Origin of the sequence: Mycobacterium sp. pV006, from assembly GCF_041287115.1 — a bacterium.
Taxonomy (GTDB): domain Bacteria; phylum Actinomycetota; class Actinomycetes; order Mycobacteriales; family Mycobacteriaceae; genus Mycobacterium.
Map to the genome: position 1 here is coordinate 57277 of NZ_JBGGKT010000008.1, position 20322 is coordinate 77598.

Below are 20322 nucleotides of genomic sequence, written 5' to 3' on the forward strand. Positions count from 1 at the left end.
ATGACAACGAGCTTCGACACGCGTTCCCGGGCCGGCCTGGCCACGGTCCTCGCCGGGGTCGCCGTCATCGCGGTCGCGATCGGACTGTTCCGGGGCAGCTTCACGACGACCGTGCCGGTGACCGTGTTGTCGCAACGCGCCGGTCTGGTGATGAACCCCGACGCCAAGGTGAAACTCCATGGTGCTCAGGTGGGTTCAGTGGACTCCATCGAGACACTGCCCGATGGCCGCGCCGCCATCCATCTGGCGATCAACCCGACGTACCTGGATACCATCCCGTCCGACGTCACGGTCGACATCGGCTCATCGACGGTCTTCGGCGCCAAATCCGTCGAGCTGGTGGTGCCGCAGAACGCGTCGGCTGAGTCGTTGCGGGCTGGGCAGGTGCTCACCGCCGACCACGTGAACATCGAAATCAACACCGTCTTCGAGCAACTGTCGCAGGTCCTGGCCCAGATCGAGCCGGCCAAGCTGAATCAGACCCTGGGCGCGCTGGCCACCGCGGTGGATGGCCGCGGAGACCAGATCGGACAGATGATGGCCGACTTCGACGGCTTCCTCACCACGATCGAACCCAGCCTGCCGACCATGGAGCACGAACTGGCCACGGTGCCGACGGTGATCGGCACCTACGCCGACGTCGCCCCGCAACTGCTCGACACCATCGACGCGGCCACCACGATCAGCCAGACCGTCCTCGACGAGCAGGACAACCTGGACCGCCTGCTCGTGAGCGTGATCGGCCTGTCCGACAACGGAATCGAAGTAATCGGTGGCAACCGGGAGGCGATCACGACCACCATGGAGCTGTTGGTTCCGACCACCGACCTGCTCAACGAGTACCACGCCGCACTCACCTGCGGGCTCGGCGGAGCGGTGCAACTGGCCAAGGCACCCGGCTCGCCGGTTCCCGGTGGTCTGTTGCTGCAGTCCGTCACCCTGGGGCAGGAGCGCTACCGGTACCCGCAGAACCTGCCGAAGGTGGCCGCCAAGGGTGGCCCGCAGTGCACCGACCTGCCCAAGGTCCCTTTCCAAAAGCGTCCGCCGTTCGTCATCACCGACGTCAACGCCAACCCCGCACAGTACGGAAACCAGGGCATCGTGCTGAACTCCGATGGGCTCAAACAACTTCTGTTCGGTCCCATCGACGGTCCGCCCCGCAACACCGCACAGGTGGGACACCCGGGATGAGCGTCGTGAGCAGAGCCGCAGTGAAGTTCGCGGCCTTCGGGGTGACCATGGTGCTTCTGACCGCGGGACTGTTCGTGATCTTCGGTCAGTACCGCACCGGCGCCACTCACGGGTACTCGGCGGTGTTCACCGACTCGTCGAGCCTGCGCACCGGAGATTCGGTGCGCATCGCCGGAATTCGGATCGGTACCGTCCGGAACATCGAGCTGCTCGAGGACAACACCGTCGCCGTCGACTTCGACGCCGACGACACCATCCGGCTGACCGAGAGCACCCGCGTCGCGGTGCGCTACCTCAACCTGGTCGGCGACCGCTACCTCGAGCTTCTCGACGAGCCCGGCCCGGCCACCATCCTGCAACCCGGGAGCCGGATCGGTCCGGAGCGCACACAGCCTGCACTGGACCTGAACCTCCTGCTCGGCGGCCTCAAGCCGGTGATCCAGGGGCTCAACCCCGACGACGTCAACGCGCTGACCAGCTCTCTGATCCAGGTGCTGCAGGGCCAGGGCGGTGACCTCGAATCACTGTTCACGCGCACCTCGTCGTTCACCGATGCGCTGGCCGACAACGGCCGGACCGTGGAGCAGCTCATCGAGACCCTCAACGAGACGATCACCACCGTGGCCAAGGACGGCGAGAAGTTCTCCGGGGCAATCGATCAACTCGAGCGTCTGGCCACCGGGCTCGCGCAGGAGCGCGACACCATCGCCGAAGCCATCACCGCCCTGGACAACGGCACGGCCTCGCTGGCGGACCTGTTGACCGAGGCGCGCCCCCCGCTGGCCGGCACCGTCGATGAACTCAACCGGCTGGCCCCGCTGCTGTCCAACGAAACCGACCTCGCTCGGCTGGACATCGCGCTGCAGAAGACACCGAAGAACTACCGCAAGCTGGTGCGGCTCGGGTCCTACGGCAGCTGGCTGAACCTTTACATCTGCGGATTGTCCGTCCGGGTCACAGACCTACAGGGCCGAACCGCCCACTTCCCCTGGATCGTCCAGAACACCGGAAGGTGCGCTGAGCCCTGATGCTGAGATATCGCGGAACTGCACTGATACGCGCCGGATTCATCGGTGCCGTCCTCGTCGTGCTCGTCATCATCGTCGGACTGCAGCCCCAACAGCTGTGGTCGATGGCGACGTCGGTGCGCTACCAGGCTGTCTTCGCCGAGGCCGGTGGACTCTCGGCAGGCAACGAGGTCAAGGTCTCCGGCTTCACCGTCGGCACCGTCTCCGATGTCGAACTCGAACATGGCCGGGCAGTGGCCACCTTCGCGGTCGACAGCGCGGTCCGGCTGGGCCGCGACACCACGGCCAGCATCGGGATCGCCACCGTACTCGGTGAACGGGTACTCGACCTCGAGCCGGCCGGCAGCGGCAGCCTCGGCGCGATGGGCGTAATCCCGTTGTCGCGCACCGGCTCGCCGTACTCGCTGACCGACGCGGTCGGCGAGTTCACCACCAACACCGAGCAGACCGACACGGCGGCCATCAACCAGTCACTGGACACGTTGTCGGACACCATCGAACGCATCGCTCCGCAACTGGGCCCGACCTTCGACGGGGTCAGCCGGCTGTCGAAGTCGCTCAACAGCCGCAACGAGTCGCTGGCCGGGCTGCTGGATGCCGCGGCGAACGTGACCGGGGTGTTGTTGGAACGAAGCTCTCAGGTCAACACGTTGCTGCTCAACGCCAACGATCTGATGGAGGTCCTGCGTGAACGCCGCTACGCGATCGTCAACCTCCTCGCCAGCACGACCGCAGTGGCCCAGCAGCTATCCGGGGTGGTCGCCGACAACGAGGCCGAGCTCGCACCCACGCTGGAGAAGCTCAACACGGTGTCCGAGATGCTGGAACGCAACCGGGACAACATCGCCGCCTCGCTCAAGGGCCTGGCCAAGTATCAGGTCACCCAGGGCGAAGCCGTCAACAACGGCTTCTACTACAACGGGTTCCCGGCGAACTTGTTGCCGGGCCCTGCCATCCAGCCGTTCCTGGATTACGCGCTCGGCTTCCGCCGCGGTGTCAACGCGGGGCAGCCACCGGACAACGCCGGCCCGCGCGCGGAGTTCCCCTTCCCCTACAACGGAATTCCCGGGGGTTCACGATGAGCGCCAAAGTCTCGCGGACGTTGCTGCTGGCACTGTGCGTGGTACTGGCGGTGTCCGGTGCCGGGGTCGTCGCCTACCACCAGTTCTTCAGCCCGAACACCATCGTCGCCTACTTCCGGTCGGCGTCGGCCATCTACGCCGGCGACGACGTGCGCGTGGCCGGGGTCCGGGTCGGCACGATCACGGCGATCGAACCTCAGGGAACCCGCACGAAGATGACGCTGGCCGTCGACCGTGACGTGCCGATCCCGGTGGACGCCGAGGCGATCATCGTCGCACCGAACCTCGTGTCGGCCCGCTACGTCCAGTTGACACCCCCGTGGGGGACGACCCCGGAAGCCAGCGGTCCGACGATGACCGACGGCGCCGAGATCAGCCAGGACAGAACCGCTGTGCCCGTGGAGTGGGACCAGATCAAAGAACAGTTGACCCGGTTGGCCACCGAGCTGGGTCCGGGCAGCGGAGTGTCGCAGACGTCCCTCGGCCGGTTCATCGACACCACCGCGCAGGCCATGGAGGGCAACGGGGAGAAGCTGCGCGAGACCATCACCCAGCTCTCCGGGGTGGGCCGGATCCTCGGTGAGGGCAGCGGCGACATCGTCGCGGTCATCGAGCACCTGCAGACCTTCGTCACCGCGCTGCGCGACAGCAACGTCCAGATCGTGGCCTTCCAGGATCGGCTCGCCGATGTCACCAGCGTCGTCGACGGCAGCCGTAGCGACCTGGACTCGGCCATCACCACGCTGTCGGAGGCAGTCGGTGAAGTCCGCCGTTTCGTCGAGGGCTCCCGCAGCCAAACCGTCGAGCAGGTCCAACGACTCGCCAACGTCACCCAGGTACTCGCCGACGACACCATGGTGCTCAAGAACGTCCTGCATGCCGCGCCGAACGCACTGGTCAACGGCTACAACATCTACAACCCGGACTCGGGCGGGCCGCGCGGCTCCTTCGCGGTGAACAACTTCGCCAACCCGGTCACCGCGATCTGCTCGGCGATCGCGGCGGTCGAGAACATCACGGCGGAGGAATCCGGCAAGGCCTGCGCGCAATATCTCGGGCCGGCACTACGCCTGATGAACTTCAACTACCTGCCGCTGCCGTTCAATGCCTACCTGGGACCGGCTCCCCAGAACGTGATCTACTCCGAGCCGGGCCTGGCCCCGGGCGGTGGCGGCACTCCAGCGGCTGCCGCCGACCACGCACCGGCGGTGTCCGCCTACACCGGTGCCGGTGATCAACCGCCGCCCCCGGGCTGGTCGGATCCGGCTCATCCGCCCGGCGCCTACGCCCCGCACGGACTACCGGCGAACCCGCATCCCGCGCTGTATCCCGGTGCGCCCGTTCCACCCGGCGTGCCGGCACAACCGACGAACATCGCCGACATGCTGTTGCCCGCCGAAGCAGCACCGTCGTCGACCCCGCAGGAAGGAACCCCGTGATGACGCGTCGCTGTTCGTCCACGGCGCGCCGATGGATCGCGCTGGGCAGCGCCGTGGTGCTCACGGCCACCGGCTGCTCTTTCGACGGGTTGAACTCGCTGCCGCTGCCGGGCACGGTCGGGACCGGATCGGATTCGGTCACCTACCGGCTGCGTGTGGCGAACGTCGGTACCCTGGAATCGAATTCGCCGGTCATGATCAACGACGTCGTGGTCGGAGCGGTCCGCAAGATGACGGTCACCGACTGGCACGCCGACGTCGACATCTCGGTGAAATCCGATGTGGTGGTGCCGGCGAACGCGGTGGCCACCGTCGGCCAGACCAGCCTGCTGGGCTCGATGCACGTCGCGCTGGACCCTCCGGTGGGGGAAGAGCCGACCGGTCGCCTGCAGCCCGGTGCCGTCGTCCCGCTGCACAAAACGTCGACCTACCCCTCGACCGAACAGACGCTGTCATCGCTGTCGGTGGTCGTCAACGGTGGCGGTCTCACCCAGATCGGCGACATCATCGGCAACTTCAACGCGGCGCTGGACGGCCGCCAGGACCAGGTCCGCAACCTGATCACCAGGATGAACAACGTCGTCGGCATCCTGGACGTTCAGCGCGACAACATCGTCGCCACGGTGGAGGCACTGAACCGGCTGTCCGGGACATTCGCCGACCAGCGCGACACCCTCACCGCTGCGCTGCAAAGGATCCCGCAGGCGCTTGAGGTTCTTGACCGGCAGCGGCCGCAGATCGTCACCGCCATGCAGAGGCTCGGCGAATTCAGCGATACGGCAACCCAACTGCTGGACGCTTCGCACGACGACATCGTGCGCAACCTGCGCAATCTCGAGCCCGCGGTACGGGCATTGGCCGACGTCGGCCCTGATCTGGCGACCGCACTGGCTTACCTGCCGACCTACCCGTACACGCAAGAGTTCATCGACCGCGGCATCCGCGGCGACTTCATGAACCAGTTCATCGTGTTCGACTTCACCATCCCGCGCCTCAAGAGCGGCATGCTGCTCGGAACCCGATGGGCGGAACCGAACGCGTCACTGGTGCCGGCGCCCGGTGACCCGTGGTACTCGATGTACACCCGGGATCCGCTCAAGGCGCCGGTGAGCCCGATTCCCGAAGAGGTGGCGACGATCCCGCCCCTGATCGACGTTCCGGCAGAAGGCGGCCGCTGATGCTGACACGTTTCATCAGGATCCAGTTGATCGTCTTCACGATCGCGTCGGTGATCGGTGTCGGGGCGATGGTGTTCGTCTACCTGCAGGCCCCGATGCTGCTCGGGCTCGGACGCATTGCGGTGACCCTGCACCTGCCGACCACCGGTGGGCTCTACGAATTCTCCAACGTCACCTACCGGGGTGTGGCGGTCGGCAAGGTCACCGAGGTGCGGCCGACACGGGACGGTGCCACCGTCACCATGTCACTGAAGAAGTCGCCGCAGATCCCCGTCGACCTCAAAGTCAACGTGCGCAGCGTATCCGCGGTCGGTGAACAATACGTCGACCTCGAACCGCGAACCGACGACGGCCCCTACCTGGCCGATGGTGCGGTGATCAGCGGAGACGTCTCGTCGATCCCGCAAGCGGTCGGGCCGATGCTCGAGGAGATGAGCGCGCTCGTCGAGAGCATCCCGAAGGGTTCGCTCAGTGATCTGCTCGACGAATCGTTCGCCGCGCTCAACGGAACCGGTCACGACCTCGGCGCGCTGTTCGACTCGTCGGCCCGACTGGCCGCCGATCTGAACGCCACCGGTGAGCGCAGTCGCACGCTGATCGACGACAGCCGGCCCCTGCTCGACGGCCAGGCCGAGAAGGCGGACGCGATCACCACCTGGGCGCGCAGTGTCGCGGGCATCACCCGGCAGATCGCCGATAACGACGGTCAGGTGCGCACGATCCTGCAACAGGGCTCCGGCGCCGCCGACGAAGGATCGCACCTGCTGGCCGAGATCAAACCGACTCTCCCTGTGCTGCTGGCCAATATGACGTCGGTGGGGCAGGTCGGCATCGCCTACCACCCGTCGCTGGAGCAGCTACTGGTACTGCTGCCGCCGTACCTGGCGGCAACCCAGTCCTACGGGTCCTCGCTGCAGAACCCGACGGGCATGGCCTTGTCGGAGTTCACCATGACCTTGGGTGATCCGCCGGCCTGCACCGTCGGGTTCCTGCCGCCGTCGTCATGGCGGTCACCGGCCGACGAGAGCGACATCGATACTCCTGACGGGTTGTACTGCAAGCTGCCCCAGGATTCCCCGATCGGTGTGCGCGGCACCAGAAACTTCCCGTGCATGGAGCAACCGGGCAAGCGTGCGCCGACGGTTGAGATCTGCGAGAGCGACAAGCCTTACGAACCCCTGGCGATGCGTCAGCATGTGCTCGGGCCGTATCCGATCGACCCTTCGCTGCTGGCCCAAGGGATTCCACCGGACGATCGTATCGACTTCGGTGACCAGATCTTCGGGCCCGCCGAGGGTACGGCGCCCGCACCGGCCGCAGCCCCGCCGGCGGGCGCAGCGGTCCCCGCTGCACCGAGCAGTTCCACTGTCCCGCAGGGTGATTCGCCGGTGGCGTTCGCCACGTACAATCCGCAGACCGGCCAGTACGCAACCCCCGACGGCGGGGTGTTCACCCAGGCTGATCTCGGGCAGGGCAAGGCGCAGGGCTGGGAGGATCTGCTGCCGCGGTAGCCGCCCGGCTAACCGGCTTTGACGAGCTTGAACGGCATGTTGATGTACACCGGCTTGTTGACGCCGCAGGCGCCGCTGACGCCGGTGGTGACGTCCTCACCGACGAGGGTGTCCGAGGTCGGGTCGACGATGCCGCCCTCGGGGGTCATCGGCTTGAATCGGAAGACCTGCAACCCGGGGGCGGTGGTGCCGTCGGGACAGGGGATCCAGTTCTCGACGGTGTGCTTGACATACCAGACGCCGCTGCGTTGGTAGATCGGTGCGCTCCAGCCCCATTCGCTGTCCACGGTGCCGGTGCACTCGCCGGGATAACTGCACTGGGTGCGGACCGTCCAGGTGCTGCGCAGGCTCGCCTGCTCGGTGAAGACCTCGTTCTTGCGGGCCCATTCGCCGTTGGACGTGGCGATGTAAGTCCCGTTGAGGCCCCACTCCGGGTTCTCGGCGCCGGCCGAGGGCGCTGCGCCGATCGTCATCGCTGCGACGGCGCTCAACACCGCGGGGACACGGACCATGGACTGCTCCTCAGACGACCGGCTGGCAGCGCAGGACGTTAGCAGCGGGCCGGCGCCCGTGACGGCGAACTGTCCGCTCAGCGGACGACACCAACCCGCGGCAGGGTTCGGGATGCCACCCTGGCGGCGTGCGCAGGACAGTTCTGCTCGTGGCCGCCGCGTCGGGTGCGGGCCTGATGAACGCCGCCCCCGCGGCGGCGCAACCGCAGTCCTGCGACGGCCCGTCCTGCACCCCGGGAATCACCGGGAACGTGGTGCTGGGGGCGCCCTGTGCGGACACCGCCCGCTACGTGTTCGGCACCACGTCGTGGGGCCGGCTGGTGTTCTGCGGTTCGCCGCGCCGCTACGAGCCGCGGTACTTCCGATCGCCGTCGATGGCCGGTGTCAAAGACCTCGGAGCCCAGTGCGCCGGCTACGAGAACTGGGTGGCGCAGGCCCCCGACGGACTGTTCCTCAAATGTCAGTCCCGCGACGGCGCGCCGCACTGGAGTCCCAGTGCTGCGTAACGCGTTTGCCGTGGTGATCGCCGGGTCGGTGGTTGTGTCGGGTGCCGCCCCGGCGCACGCCGAGACACCCAGGCGGGTCACCTACACCGTCACCACCCAGCAGCCGGTGTCCGCCGATATCTACTTTCGTGAGGTCGACCCCCCGACCTGGGCGGCCTACAGCCACAACCCGTACGTCTACAGTCCGAAAGCCCGCGTCGACATCGGCCCGGACCGACCCTGGGTGCACACGGTGTCCCTGGCCGACGCCGACCGGTGGGCGATGGTGTCCGCGACCAGCGGACGACTGCCCGTCGAGCCGGGGTTCCGCTGCGAACTGAGCATCGACGGTGTCGTCGTGGCCACCGGTGACGGACCCAAGGGCGCGCTGTGTTCGGTGCGGCACTGGTGAGGTTTTCACGGCGCCGGGTCGCCGCGGCCGCTGCGCTCGCCGCAGCCGCGGTCATGGCCGTGATCACCGGGTACCTGTCGTGGAACCATCAGCAACACCTCGCTGACGTGCGTGATCGCGCGGAGTTCGTCGCCGCGGCCAAGCAGGTGGCCGTCACGCTGATGTCGGTCGACGTCAACGACCCCGAAGGTGGGGTGCAACGGATCCTGGACAACTCCGTCGACCCGTTCCGCGCCGAGTTCGCCGGTGCAGCCGATGATTTCGTCAAGGTGACCAAGGATGCCAAAGTGACCACCAGAGCGTCGGCGACGGCCGCGGCGGTCAAGTCGGCCTCCCCGGATTCCGCCGTCGTCCTCGTTGCGGCCACGTCGACGGTGACCGACGCCGACGGTGTCGCCGAGCCCGCGAGGAATTGGCGGCTGATCGTCGACCTGAAGCGCAACGGCGACCGCATCAAGATGTCGAGCGTGGAGTTCCTGTCGTGAGCGCCCTGTCCGAACGCCGGAAGCTGCTGTCGTGGGCGCCGCTGCTGGTCGCCGTGTTGGTCATCGCATCGGCGGCGGCGCTGGTGTGGGTATATGTCACGCAGTACCGGGTGGACCGGCAGACCGACGCGGCCGCGCAGAAGGTGGCCGTGAGCGTCGCGTCCGAGGCCGCGGTCACGTTGCTGTCGTACACGCCGGAGACCATCGATGCGGATCTGGCGGCGGCTCGGCAGGTCATGACCGGCGAATTCGCCACCTACTACGGGAAATTCACCGCCGACATCGTCGGACCCGCCGCGCGTGACCGCGGCGTGAAAGCCGACGCCGAGGTGGTTGAGGCCGCCGCCATGGACGTCGATCCCGATCGCGCCAAGGTGCTGGTCTTCCTCACCCAGCAGACCGTGAGCACGGAGCGCCCGGAGCCGGCGCTGACCGCCAGCAGCGTAGTTGTCACCCTGAGCAAGGTCGACGGCACCTGGCTGGTGTCGGCGTTCGACCCGGTGTGAGTTTCGGCGCGTTCAGTAGCGCCGAGCGCGCGCACAGTGCTGACGATTGTCGGCGTGTCCACCAGCAGACCCGCGCGCTCGCGGAACGAGTCAGGGGCGCTTCTTCGGGCGGATGAAGATGCCTTCGGCCTCGACGGTGACGGTCCCTCTCGCGTCGGTGATGCGCCCGAGCGCAAAGGTTTTCGAACCTTCGTCGCGGTCCACCCAGGCTTCGGCGCGCAACGCTCCCAGCGGTGTGGGGGCCACGTAGCGGATGGTCAGCGTGCCGGTGAACGCCTGCGAACCCGGCCGGTGCGCGGTGGCGCCCAGGATGTGGTCGAGCACCAGCGCGCAGACCCCGCCGTGCACATGCCCCACCGGCCCCTCGTACGCTGCTCCCAACACCAGATCGGTTGTCACCCGGCCGGTTTCGTCGCGGCGGGGCTTCAGTGGGGGAGCGATCGCGTTGCGCAACCCGATCGCGACATTGCCCCACGTCAGCGTGCGGCCCTCGGTGGTGACCCGCAGCGGGTACTGGTCCGGGTGCAGGTTCGTGCCCAGCAGGTCCGCGGCCTCGTCGATCAGCGCGTGCGCCCGGCGCACCTCGTCGTGTCCGGCGTCGCTGCGGATCACGGTGTCGACCAGCCGGCGCAGCGACTCGGTCAGCGGTCCGTACCGCTCGGCGGACCGGCGCGCGTCCTCCGGGTCCAGCGGAGCCGTCACCGGTCCTGCGCAGCCATGTCCAGCGCAGCAAAGTGGCTGAACAGCAGCGATGCGCCGATCGGGTTGCCGCCGCCGGGATAGGTGGTACCTGACACGGCGGCCATCGTATTACCGGCCGCGTACAGGCCGGGAATGGGTGTGCCGTCGGCAGTCAGCACCCGAGCCCGCGTGTCGGTGCGCAGCCCGCCTTTGGTGCCGAGGTCCGACAACCCGAACGCGGCCGCGTGATAAGGCGGCGTGTCGATCGGGACCAGCGGAGATCCACCCTGGGTGAAGGTCCGATCGTAGGCTTCGGCGCCGCGACCGAAGTCCTCGTCGACCCCGGCCGCGGCGAGTCTGTTGAACCGCTCGATGGTGGCCTCGAGCGCTGCGGCGGGAACGCCGATCGCGTCGGCGAGCCCGGCGATCGTGTCGGCGGTGTGCCAGAGTCCGGCGTCGCGGTACTCCGCCGGGTCGACCATCGACACGTTGGTCGCTCCGACCGGCGGGATCTCTCCGGCGCGGTGGTCATAGACCATCCAGAACGGCAGACCCATTGCGCCGTCCTCGATCTGGCTGATGACCGCGCGCCCCAACCGGTCATAGGGTGCCGACTCGTTGACGAAGCGCCGGCCGTGCTCATTGACGAAGATGCCGCCGGTGAACCACAGCGCGAACGCCGAGCGCCCGTCGGGATGCGTCATGCCCGGCGACCACCATGCCTGATCCATCAGGTCGACGTCGGCGCCGGCGGCGATGGCGGCGCGGTGCGCGCGACCGGTGCTGCCCGGCCCGCCCATCGTGTCGGTGGCGCTTCCCGGCACCGCGTACCGCGCCCGCATCTCGGCGTTTTGCTCGAAGCCGCCGCTGGCCAGCAGCACGCCGCGGCGGGCCCGCACGCGCACCGGCACGCCGTCGCGGTGAATCACCGCGCCGACGACGCGGCCGTCGTCGGTGATCAAGTCCTCGAGTGGGGCGTTGCGCCAGCAGTCCGCGTTCGACAGCCGTGCCAGCGCCGCCAGGAACCGTCCGACCAGCGCCCGGCCGCCCACCAGCAACTCCGGCGCCGGCGCCCCGAGGCGCTCGGTGTCCAGGGGGCCGCGGACCAACCCCGCATAGGGTCCCAGCTCGCGGTCGGGCAGCGGAACCGGGACGGTGTGCCGATAACCGTCGTTGCGCGCCTTGGGCGCCGAACCGTAGTAGTCCGGCCACGGGAACACGGCGAACTCGAACGCGGGATCCTGTTCCAGGTACTCGATGAGTCCTGCACCGCCGCGGACATAGGCGTCCTGTAGTTCGCGCGGCGTCCGTTCGCCGACGACGGCGTGGAAGTAGGTCAGCGCATCGTCGATGGTGTCGTCGACGCCCGCCCGCCGCAGCACCGGATTGCACGGGAACCACATGCCGCCACCGCCGGAATACGCTGTGGTCCCACCGAACATGTCGGTCGCCTCCACCAACAGCACCGACAAGCCCTCGCGCGCGGCGGTGTAGGCCCCGGCGACACCGCCCCCGGACCCGGCGACGACGACATCGAACTCGGCGTCAAAACCGCTGCCGCGGTCCGACGCGCTCTGCTGGGCAGTCATCGCCCTCCTCGTCCGTAGCCCCCTGCCGGGACACTGTGCGCCATCGGCGGTATCGGCCGCAACGCGCCCTCCCGGTCAGCGGATGTGGCGCGACGTGCGGTGATCGACGTTGCTAGCCTTGACCGGTGACGGATGACGCCGACAGTTCGACCGGGGGGCCGAATGTCTCGCCCACAGGGTGGGCGCTGCTCGGCATGCTCTCCGGCGGTGACGAACTGTCCGGCTACGACATCAAGAAGTGGATCAACTGGGCCATCCGGTTCTTCTATTCGAGTCCCGCCTACAGCCAGATCTATTCCGAACTCAAACGGTTGGAGCGGCTGGGCCTGGTGAGCTCACGCGTCGACGCGGGCATCCGCAGTCGACGCATGTACAAGATCACCGAGACGGGTCTGGCTGCGGTCACCGGGTGGGCCAACGACGAGGCGGTGGAACCGCCCACCCTCAAACACAATCCGGTGCTGCGGGTCATGCTCGGACACCTGCTGAACCCGGGACGCCTACGCGAGATCCTCACCGAGCACGCCGCCTACGCCGAGCAGTTGCACCAGGCCGCGGCCACCGAGGTGCGCTGGACCACCGACCAACCGGCATGGGCCTACGCCCGCCTGGCGCTGCGGTGGTCGGAGCATTATTACGCCGCCGAACGCGATCTGGCGTTGCAGATGATCAAGGAACTCGACGAGGTCGAGCAGTCGTTCGGCGAAGGTGGCTTCGAAGGCGTGCAGTTCCCGGTTCGCGAGTACTGGTACGAAGTCGAGCGGCACATCGCCGCAGAGGAAGAGCACGAACCGTGAGCCGGTCGGTCAGATGCCCAGCACCTCGCGGGCCCGGTCGATCTCGTCGGGATCGGCGGTCGTCGGAATGAGCCTGAGCTCATCGATACCCGCTTCGCGCGCGAGGTTCACCGCGGCGACGAGCGCGGACGGTCCGCAGTTCAGCATCCCGCTGTCGGAATCCGTCAAGTAGGACGACGCCGGACCGGTGGTCACGACGTCTCAGTCCCAGAAGTCCTGCACATGTTCGCGGAGTTGGCTTTCCGGGTCCGGACCCAGCGCGAACCAGATCGGTGTGGAGAAGTGGGGTCGTTGCGTCCTGCCTGCCACCCGCCACGCCTCGATGACGCGCTCGTGCTGCGCCGCGAGCGCCTCGGCGTCGAAATGAAGGGAATGCGCCGGGTCGCTCACCCCGTCAGCCCATTGGGCGGCTCGAGCCAGCGCCTTCGGGCCGACCACGCCTGCGACGAGCGGAATGCCCGTAGGCTGGACCGGCGCAGGCCCCACCGGACGATGTCCATCGACAGGTGGCTCCTGAGCCCACACGTTGCGCATCGCGGTCACGGCCTCGTCCATCCGTTGGCGTTTCCGCTCGAGTGGGCTTCCGACCGCGACGTAGTCTTCGTCCCACGCGCCGATGCCGACCCCGAGCGTCAGGCGTCCGCCCGACAACACGTCCACGGTCGCCGCGTCTTTCGCGAACAGCACCGGGTTTCGTAACGGCAGCGCGACGACATCGGTCCACAGACGAACGCGCTCGGTCATTGCCGCTGCAGCGGCAAGCTGGGGCGCGACCGCCCAGCTGTCGGGATAGAGCAGCCGTTCGTAGGTGGCGAGGCCGTCCCACGGGCCTTCGTCGATCTTGCGGTACCACGTGAGCTCCACGTCGCGCGAGTGGGGGAAGAGGGTCGGAAGACCCATCGTCAACTGCATTGAAGAGCATCCTTTTCCGAGAAGACGCGACCGTGCCCCATGGAAGGGGGCGTCAGAGTCGGCCGGCGGCGTGGTGCGCGGCGATGTAACCGAATACGACTCCCTGCCCGATCGTCGCCCCGGCACCCGGATACGACTTGCCGAACGCGTTGGCCGCCGTGTTGCCGATCGCGTAGAGGCCGCCGATCGTCGACCCGTCCTCGCGCAGCACCCGGGCGCGCGCGTCGGCGCGCAGACCGCCGCACGTCCCCAAGTCACTGAGCACCACCCGCACCGCGTAATAGGGTCCAGGGCCCAGCGGTCGAAGGTTCGGATTCGGTGTGATCGTGGGGTCGCCGTAGTACCGGTCGTAGGCGCTGGTGCCGCGACCGAAGTCGTCGTCGGTGCCCGCGTCGGCCAGGCTGTTGAACCGCGTCATCGTGGTGACGAACGCCTGCGGGTCGACGTCGATGCGTCGCGCCAGCCCCGCCAGGTCGCCGCTGCGGTGCGCGATGCCTGCGTCATACCACGACTTCGGGATCGGCATGCGCGGGAACAGTTCTGCGGCCATGAGGTAACTGTTGCGGTAGCGCTGGTCGAACACCATCCACATGGTCTCCACCGCGTCGCCGGCCTGTTCCCGACGGAGCAACTCCTGACCGAAGGTCATGTAGTCGGTTGCCTCGTTGATGAACCGCTTACCGGTCTGGTCGACCAGCAGGCAACCGGGCAGGGAACGTTCGGCGAGCATCACCGTGGGGGCGCCACCGGGCAGCGGCGCGAACGCCGGGAACCACCACGCCTGGTCCATGAGCGCCGTGCCGGCGCCGAGGTCCTGGGCGAGACGGATGGCGTCACCGGTGTTGCCCTCGGACCCGAGGCTCATATGCTCACCGAGACGCTCGGACTGGAACTTGTGACGCCAACTCATCAGGTGATCGAAGCCGCCCGCCGCCAGCACGACCCCTCGGCGCGCGGTGACACGGGTCTCGGTACCGGCCCGGTCCACCACCGCGCCGGTCACCCGGTCTCCGTCGAGCAGCAGTTCGGTGACCGGGGCGTCCGTCCACACCGGTATCTGGGCATCCCGCACCCCGGTGAACAGACCTGCCGCCAGAGCCTGGCCGCCCGCGGCGTAGCGGCGGCGCAATGCCAGCCCGCCGATACCCTGTAAGGCCCTCAGCAGGATGCGCGGCAACGACTTTCGCGGCGTGCGGGCCATCAGGTTCAGCCACCGGTAGTCGGCGCCGGTGACCGGCATCGGGTAGTCGGATTCCATCACCCCGGGGCGCAGCCGCGCCAGGTCGGCCCCCAACTTGGCGGTGTCGAACGGGCGGCACTCGCACGTGCGTCCGACGGCACTGCCGCCGGGTTTCTCCGGGTGGTAGTCCGAATATCCCTTGGCCCACTGGAACTTCATCGGGGTGGCGCGACCGAGCATCTCGATGGCGGCCGGACCGAAGTCGACGAACGCGTGCGCGCGGTCGCGTGGGGCGTCATCGCCGACCACCGCATCGAGATAGGTCCGTCCGTAGTCGACGGAGTCGCTGGACCCCGCCGCCGCGAGGATGGAGTTACCCGGCATCCAGAACGCCCCGCCCGAGCGGGCCAGCGAGCCGCCCACGAACGCGGTCTTCTCCACGATCAGCGTCGACAGCCCCAGTTCGTGGGCGGCCAGCGCCGCGGCCATGCCGGTGCCGGAGCCGACGACGAGCAGATCGACGGTGAAGGTGCGCGCAGAGGTCACCCGACGATTCTGAGTCGCCCCGCTGCGGTCCGTCCGGGGGTTGCCCGGTCAGTGGAACACGCAGGCGAAGCGCAGCCGATCCGGTGCTACAACGGAGGCTCTCCCAGCACGCACCACACAGCGAGGATGGCCTGGCAATGACATCGTTGCACTCCGACAGCGCCGGCGACGTTCGGCAGATCGAGGCCCAGGCCGCACCCACTCGGTTCGCCCGTGGTTGGCACTGCCTGGGATTGACTCGCGACCTCGGAGACGGAAAACCCCATCCGATCAATGCCTTCGGTACGAAACTGGTCGTCTTCCGAGGCGAGGACGGCGCGATCAACGTCCTCGACGCCTACTGTCGCCACATGGGCGGCGACCTGTCCGACGGTGAGGTCAAGGGCAACGAGATCGCCTGCCCGTTCCACGACTGGCGCTGGGGCGGCGACGGCCGGTGCAAGCAGATCCCGTATAGCCGGCGCGTGCCGAAGTTGGCGCGCACCGCTGCCTGGCCGACCATGGTGCAGGACGGCATGCTGTTCGTCTGGAACGATCCGGAGAAGAAGGCGCCGCCGGCGGACGTGACCATTCCCCGCATCGAGGGCATCGGCACCGACGGGTGGACCGACTGGCACTGGTACAGCACCGTCGTGCACACCAACTGCCGCGAGATCATCGACAACGTCGTCGACATGGCGCACTTCTTCTACATCCACGGCGGTCTGCCCACCGGATTCAAGAACGTCTTCGAGGGCCACGTCGCGACCCAGTACTACACCAGCGACGCCCGTCCGGACCTCGGCGGCGGGGAGGGCGCCAAGATTCTCGGCACCACCTCGGTGGCCTCGTACTACGGCCCGTCTTTCATGATCGACGACCTGACCTACCACTACGAGCACGGTGACCAGCGCACGGTGCTGCTGAACTGCCACTACCCGATCGACGCGAATTCCTTTGTGCTGCAATATGGCATCACCGTGGAGAAGTCCGACGCACTGCCCGAGGACGCGGCGATGGAGATGGCGGTCGCGCTCGGCGACTTCGTCAAGATGGGCTTCGAGCAGGACGTCGCTATCTGGAAGCGCAAGGCGCGGATCGACAACCCGCTGCTGTGCGAAGAGGACGGCCCTGTGTACCAGCTGCGTCGCTGGTACGAGCAGTTCTACGTCGACGTCGCCGACGTCACCCCGGACATGGTGGACCGCTTCGAGTTCGAGATCGACACCACCCGTCCGCGCGAGGCGTGGATGAAAGAAGTCGAGGCCAACCTCGCGGCAGGACGGCTGCCGAGGCTGGTCGGCGTCAACAAATGACCGTGCGCCCGGACAACCGGTTGGCCGACGCGCCGATGCAGCCCGTCGACTGCTGGACGTGTGACGCGCGTGTGTTGGTGCGCAAGAGCAGTTGGGAGCAGACGAGCGTGCAGTGGAACGGTGCGGCTCGTCAGCGCTGTGCACACACGTCGTCGGCCGACCCAATCGGTGCCGCCTGCCGAACTCGAAACACGTTGCCGGGCTTCGTGCTCGGCTGTCCGGACCTGCGGGATTCCATCGAGGCGGCGGTGCGTCAGGGCGCTCTGCGAGTGCTCGACGACACCTCGGCGACGCCGGCGTGAGGGCCACGGTGCCGACGGAGCGCGAATATGACGTCATCGTGGTGGGTTTCGGCGCCGCGGGTGCGGCGGCTGCCATCGAGGCTGCAGATCGCGGAGCCCGGGTCCTGGTGCTCGATCGTGGCTACGGTGGCGGCGCGACGGCCTATTCGGGCGGGATCATCTATGCCGGCGCCGGAACCGCCGAACAGCGGGCAGGCGGCTACACCGACAGCGTCGAGGGGATGCGCGCCTACCTTTCGCAGGAGGTGGGCGACGCGGTCAGCCCGGAGACGTTGACGCGGTTCTGCGAGCAGAGTCCCGCCCTGCTCGACTGGCTGAAAGCGCAAGGTGTGCCGTTCCGCGGTGGTGCGGTGCCGGCGTACAAGACGTCCTATCCCACCGATGACAACTACCTCTACTACTCGGGCAATGAGAAGGCCTATCCGTATGCCACTCAGGCGGATCCCGCGCCGCGTGGTCACCGGGTGCTGGCTCCGGGGATGAGTTCTGGCCGCGTGCTGTTCGAGCGGCTGAGGGATTCGGCGATAGCGAAAGGCGTTCACTTCGTCCCGCTCGCGCAGGTTCACAGTCTGATCCAAGCCGAGGACGGGCGGGTGACCGGAGTGCGGTACCGGGTGCTCAGGCCTCGTCACCGCAGCGCCCGTCGACACCGGGTGATCACCAAGGCCACCGGGAAACTCGGTACGTGGATGCCCGGCGTGGTCGCACCCGCCGTCGCGCATGCCGAACGGCTGCGCACTAAGGCCAGTAGCGAAGCTCAGGCGCACGCCGGAGCGGTCATCCTGGCGGCGGGCGGATTCGTGCACAACCGCGAGTGGTTGGTTCGGCATGCCCCCGAATTCCTGAACATCTCTCCGCTGGGCACGGTCGGGGACGACGGGACCGGCATCCGACTGGGGCTGGATGCCGGTGGTACGACCGACAAGATGGGTAACGTCACCGCCTGGCGTTTCCTGTCGCCGCCCAGTGCGTTCCTGGAAGGGCTCACCGTCGGCGCAGACGGGCGACGTATCGCCAACGAGGACCTCTACGGCGCCACGCACGGAAACGTGCTCATGCGTGAATTCGGCGGCACCGGCTGGGCGATCTACGATGCGGCGACCTGGGGGAAGATCCGCACCCAGATCAGGGAGCAGACCCAGGTCTTCCAACGACTCCAACTGTGGTACCTGCTGAGCATCGGTCACAAGAAGGCCGCCACGATTGACGGCCTGGCCGAGAAGAACGGCATCGATCCCGCCGGGTTGCGCCGGACCGTCGACGACTACAACCGCGGGATCGCCAGCGGTGCAGGCGATCCCGCGCACAAGGATCCCTCGCTGTGCCTATCCCTGGAGCGCGGCCCGTTCTACTCGATCGACATCTCTGCCGATTCTTCGATGTTCTACCCGATCCCTGGACTGACACTCGGTGGGCTCGTGGTCGACGAGACCACCGGCGCGGTCGTGCACCGCGACGGCGGCACTGTGCCGGGTCTGTACGCCGCCGGACGCAATGCCGTCGGGGTGTGTTCCAACAGCTACGTCAGTGGGTTGTCGATCTCCGACTGCGTGTTCAGTGGGCGACGTGCCGGCGCGGAGGCGGCGTCGGAGAGGTAGAGCTGGGAGCCCTCACTTGCCGCGAAAGACGACCGAATTTGTCGGGGTTCGAATGTATGTTCGAAGTATGTCGGGTGAGGATCTGCGGGCCGCGGTCAGCGCGCTGCGCGATGCCTTCGACAAGGTCGCCGCGTGCGAGCTGGACCTGCTGACCCGCCACGAGCTGCTCGACGCGCTCGACGACCTGGAAACCCTGGGCTGTCAGCTGCCCTCGGTGGGGCATCGGCTGCTGGCGCGGCTGCAGACCGAGGCCACCCCACAACAGCTGGGCGCCAAGTCCTGGAAAGAAGCGCTGACGGTGCGGTGGCGCATCTCCGGCGGAGAGGCCTGCCGGCGCCTCGGCGAGGCCGCGGTGCTCGCGCCGCGCCAACCCTTGAGCGGTCCGGCGCTACCGCCGGTGCTGCCGGCCACTGCGGTTGCCCAAGCCCACGGGCTGATCAATGCCGAGCACGTCGCGGTCATCCGCGCCGCGATCGCCAAACTGCCCGGCTTCGTCGATGCCGCAACCCGGGAACGCTTCGAAATCGATCTGGTACGTAACGCCGTCGGGGTCGGCCCCAAAGAGCTCAAAGACAGTGCCGCGCTGACCTTGTTCCTGCTCGACCAGGACGGACCCGAACCTGATGACACCGACCGCGCCCGCAAACGCGGCATATCGAAGTGCAAGCAGGGTTCCGATGGGATGACCGATCTCACCGCCAGTCTGACTCCGGAGGCGTGGGCGGTGTTGGAGGTCATCTTCGCCAAGTTCGCCGCCCCCGGCATGTGTAACCCCGACGATCCGCAACCCTGCACCTCAGGCACACCGTCACAGGCCCAGATCGACAACGACCACCGCACCCTGGCCCAACGCCGCCACGACGCGTTGGTCGCCGCCGGACGCATCGCCCTGATGAGCGGACAACTCGGCCAACTCAACGGGCTACCGGTGTCGATCATCATCCGCACCACCCTCCAAGACCTCGAATCCCGGGCCGGGGTCGGCACCACCGGCGGCGGCACCGTCATCCCGATCAGCGACGTCATCCGGATGGCCGCCCACGCCAACCACTACCTGGCGGTGTTCGACCGCGCCACCGGCTCAGCACTGAACCTGTTCCGCGCCAAACGAGTCGCCACCCCCGCCCAGCGGATCATGCTCATCGCCCGCGACGGCGGCTGCACCAAACCCTGCTGCCCCGTCGGCGCCTACGGCTGCCAGGTCCACCACGCTCAAGCCGACTTTGCTAACGGCGGCAACACCAACGTCGACGAAAACGGTCTGGCCTGCCCACCGGATAACCGCAGCGTCGAACAAGGCGGCTGGACTACCCGCATGAACGACCGCTGCGAAGTCGAATGGATCCCCCCACCCGGCCTGGACACCGGCCAAAACCGCATCAACTACTACCACCGCCCCGAACGACTCCTCCGCCCACCCGAAAACCCCGACCTATGGGCCGAGAACGACGATTCGGTGACCGACAACGCCGAAGCGGCAGACAACCCTGCCATCGACGACCCCGAAACCGGCACCCCGCCATCCGACGATCCCGGCGAACCCGGCGGGCCCGCACCACCCGACAACCACGTGGCCTGACGGCCCGCGACCAC

At 67.7% G+C, this 20322-nt stretch carries 21 protein-coding genes; 15 read left to right on the forward strand and 6 right to left on the reverse strand.

Features of this window, described 5'->3' with window-relative positions:
- From ACAG25_RS13975 to ACAG25_RS14000, 6 genes are read left to right on the forward strand one after another with little or no spacing between them, the layout of a single operon-like run.
- Positions 1-1191, forward strand: a complete 1191-nt coding sequence (locus tag ACAG25_RS13975; protein WP_370489062.1) for an MCE family protein — start codon at positions 1-3, stop codon at positions 1189-1191.
- The gene (locus ACAG25_RS13980; RefSeq protein WP_370489063.1) at positions 1188-2219 is read left to right on the forward strand and encodes an MCE family protein; all 1032 of its coding nucleotides are present in this window, start codon (positions 1188-1190) and stop codon (positions 2217-2219) included. The genes ACAG25_RS13975 and ACAG25_RS13980 overlap by 4 nt, the downstream gene beginning before the upstream one ends.
- A complete protein-coding gene (locus ACAG25_RS13985) occupies positions 2219-3301 on the forward strand; it encodes an MCE family protein (RefSeq protein ID WP_370489064.1) in 1083 nt (360 codons plus the stop codon). The genes ACAG25_RS13980 and ACAG25_RS13985 overlap by 1 nt, the downstream gene beginning before the upstream one ends.
- A complete protein-coding gene (locus ACAG25_RS13990; RefSeq protein WP_370489065.1) occupies positions 3298-4740 on the forward strand; it encodes an MCE family protein in 1443 nt (480 codons plus the stop codon). The genes ACAG25_RS13985 and ACAG25_RS13990 overlap by 4 nt, the downstream gene beginning before the upstream one ends.
- A complete protein-coding gene (locus ACAG25_RS13995) occupies positions 4740-5918 on the forward strand; it encodes an MCE family protein (protein ID WP_370489066.1) in 1179 nt (392 codons plus the stop codon). Before ACAG25_RS13990 ends, ACAG25_RS13995 begins: the two co-directional genes overlap by 1 nt.
- Positions 5918-7429, forward strand: a complete 1512-nt coding sequence (locus tag ACAG25_RS14000) for an MCE family protein (RefSeq protein WP_370489067.1) — start codon at positions 5918-5920, stop codon at positions 7427-7429. Before ACAG25_RS13995 ends, ACAG25_RS14000 begins: the two co-directional genes overlap by 1 nt.
- An 8-nt stretch (positions 7430-7437) precedes the next feature.
- Here ACAG25_RS14000 and ACAG25_RS14005 read toward each other — a convergent pair whose 3' ends face one another.
- A complete protein-coding gene (locus ACAG25_RS14005; protein ID WP_370489068.1) occupies positions 7438-7941 on the reverse strand; it encodes a hypothetical protein in 504 nt (167 codons plus the stop codon).
- A gap of 176 nt (positions 7942-8117) precedes the next feature.
- Between ACAG25_RS14005 and ACAG25_RS14010 the strand changes: the two genes are divergently transcribed.
- Genes ACAG25_RS14010 through ACAG25_RS14025 form a run of 4 tightly spaced genes read left to right on the forward strand, consistent with a single transcriptional unit; the run spans position 8118 to position 9829 of the window.
- On the forward strand, positions 8118-8447 hold the full coding sequence (locus ACAG25_RS14010; protein WP_370489233.1) for a hypothetical protein: 330 nt from the start codon (positions 8118-8120) through the stop codon (positions 8445-8447).
- Positions 8437-8838: a hypothetical protein gene (locus ACAG25_RS14015; RefSeq protein ID WP_370489069.1), complete on the forward strand. Its 402-nt coding sequence runs from the start codon at positions 8437-8439 to the stop codon at positions 8836-8838. The genes ACAG25_RS14010 and ACAG25_RS14015 overlap by 11 nt, the downstream gene beginning before the upstream one ends.
- Complete coding sequence (locus ACAG25_RS14020; RefSeq protein ID WP_370489070.1) at positions 8835-9323, forward strand: hypothetical protein; 489 nt, start codon at positions 8835-8837, stop codon at positions 9321-9323. The genes ACAG25_RS14015 and ACAG25_RS14020 overlap by 4 nt, the downstream gene beginning before the upstream one ends.
- Complete coding sequence (locus tag ACAG25_RS14025) at positions 9320-9829, forward strand: hypothetical protein (protein WP_370489071.1); 510 nt, start codon at positions 9320-9322, stop codon at positions 9827-9829. Before ACAG25_RS14020 ends, ACAG25_RS14025 begins: the two co-directional genes overlap by 4 nt.
- Positions 9830-9919: 90 nt before the next feature.
- Here the strand turns inward: ACAG25_RS14025 and ACAG25_RS14030 are convergent, their stop codons facing one another.
- On the reverse strand, positions 9920-10531 hold the full coding sequence (locus ACAG25_RS14030) for a PaaI family thioesterase (RefSeq protein WP_370489072.1): 612 nt from the start codon (positions 10529-10531) through the stop codon (positions 9920-9922).
- Positions 10528-12099: an FAD-binding protein gene (locus ACAG25_RS14035; protein ID WP_370489073.1), complete on the reverse strand. Its 1572-nt coding sequence runs from the start codon at positions 12097-12099 to the stop codon at positions 10528-10530. The genes ACAG25_RS14030 and ACAG25_RS14035 overlap by 4 nt, the downstream gene beginning before the upstream one ends.
- A 125-nt stretch (positions 12100-12224) precedes the next feature.
- On the opposite strand from ACAG25_RS14035, the gene ACAG25_RS14040 reads away from it, so the two are divergent.
- On the forward strand, positions 12225-12896 hold the full coding sequence (locus ACAG25_RS14040) for a PadR family transcriptional regulator (protein WP_370489074.1): 672 nt from the start codon (positions 12225-12227) through the stop codon (positions 12894-12896).
- A 9-nt stretch (positions 12897-12905) separates the two neighbouring features.
- Here the strand turns inward: ACAG25_RS14040 and ACAG25_RS14045 are convergent, their stop codons facing one another.
- The 3 genes from ACAG25_RS14045 to ACAG25_RS14055 form a co-directional block, all read right to left on the reverse strand.
- Positions 12906-13091 (reverse strand): hypothetical protein, encoded by a 186-nt coding sequence (locus tag ACAG25_RS14045; protein WP_370489075.1) that lies wholly within the window; start codon positions 13089-13091, stop codon positions 12906-12908.
- A gap of 6 nt (positions 13092-13097) precedes the next feature.
- Entirely contained in the window at positions 13098-13796 is a 699-nt protein-coding gene (locus ACAG25_RS14050; protein WP_370489076.1) for an LLM class flavin-dependent oxidoreductase, read from the reverse strand.
- Between the two features lie 64 nt (positions 13797-13860).
- Positions 13861-15534 carry a 3-ketosteroid-delta-1-dehydrogenase gene (locus tag ACAG25_RS14055; RefSeq protein WP_370489077.1) on the reverse strand — a complete coding sequence of 558 codons (1674 nt, stop codon included), beginning with the start codon at positions 15532-15534 and terminating at the stop codon, positions 13861-13863.
- Positions 15535-15671: 137 nt separating this feature from the next.
- On the opposite strand from ACAG25_RS14055, the gene ACAG25_RS14060 reads away from it, so the two are divergent.
- Genes ACAG25_RS14060 through ACAG25_RS14075 form a run of 4 tightly spaced genes read left to right on the forward strand, consistent with a single transcriptional unit; the run spans position 15672 to position 20308 of the window.
- On the forward strand, positions 15672-16829 hold the full coding sequence (locus ACAG25_RS14060; RefSeq protein ID WP_370489078.1) for a Rieske 2Fe-2S domain-containing protein: 1158 nt from the start codon (positions 15672-15674) through the stop codon (positions 16827-16829).
- A complete protein-coding gene (locus ACAG25_RS14065; RefSeq protein ID WP_370489080.1) occupies positions 16826-17131 on the forward strand; it encodes a hypothetical protein in 306 nt (101 codons plus the stop codon). The genes ACAG25_RS14060 and ACAG25_RS14065 overlap by 4 nt, the downstream gene beginning before the upstream one ends.
- Before the next feature lie 8 nt (positions 17132-17139).
- The gene (locus tag ACAG25_RS14070) at positions 17140-18729 is read left to right on the forward strand and encodes an FAD-binding protein (protein ID WP_370489234.1); all 1590 of its coding nucleotides are present in this window, start codon (positions 17140-17142) and stop codon (positions 18727-18729) included.
- A gap of 52 nt (positions 18730-18781) precedes the next feature.
- The gene (locus tag ACAG25_RS14075; RefSeq protein ID WP_370489081.1) at positions 18782-20308 is read left to right on the forward strand and encodes an HNH endonuclease signature motif containing protein; all 1527 of its coding nucleotides are present in this window, start codon (positions 18782-18784) and stop codon (positions 20306-20308) included.
- Positions 20309-20322 lie beyond the last annotated feature (14 nt).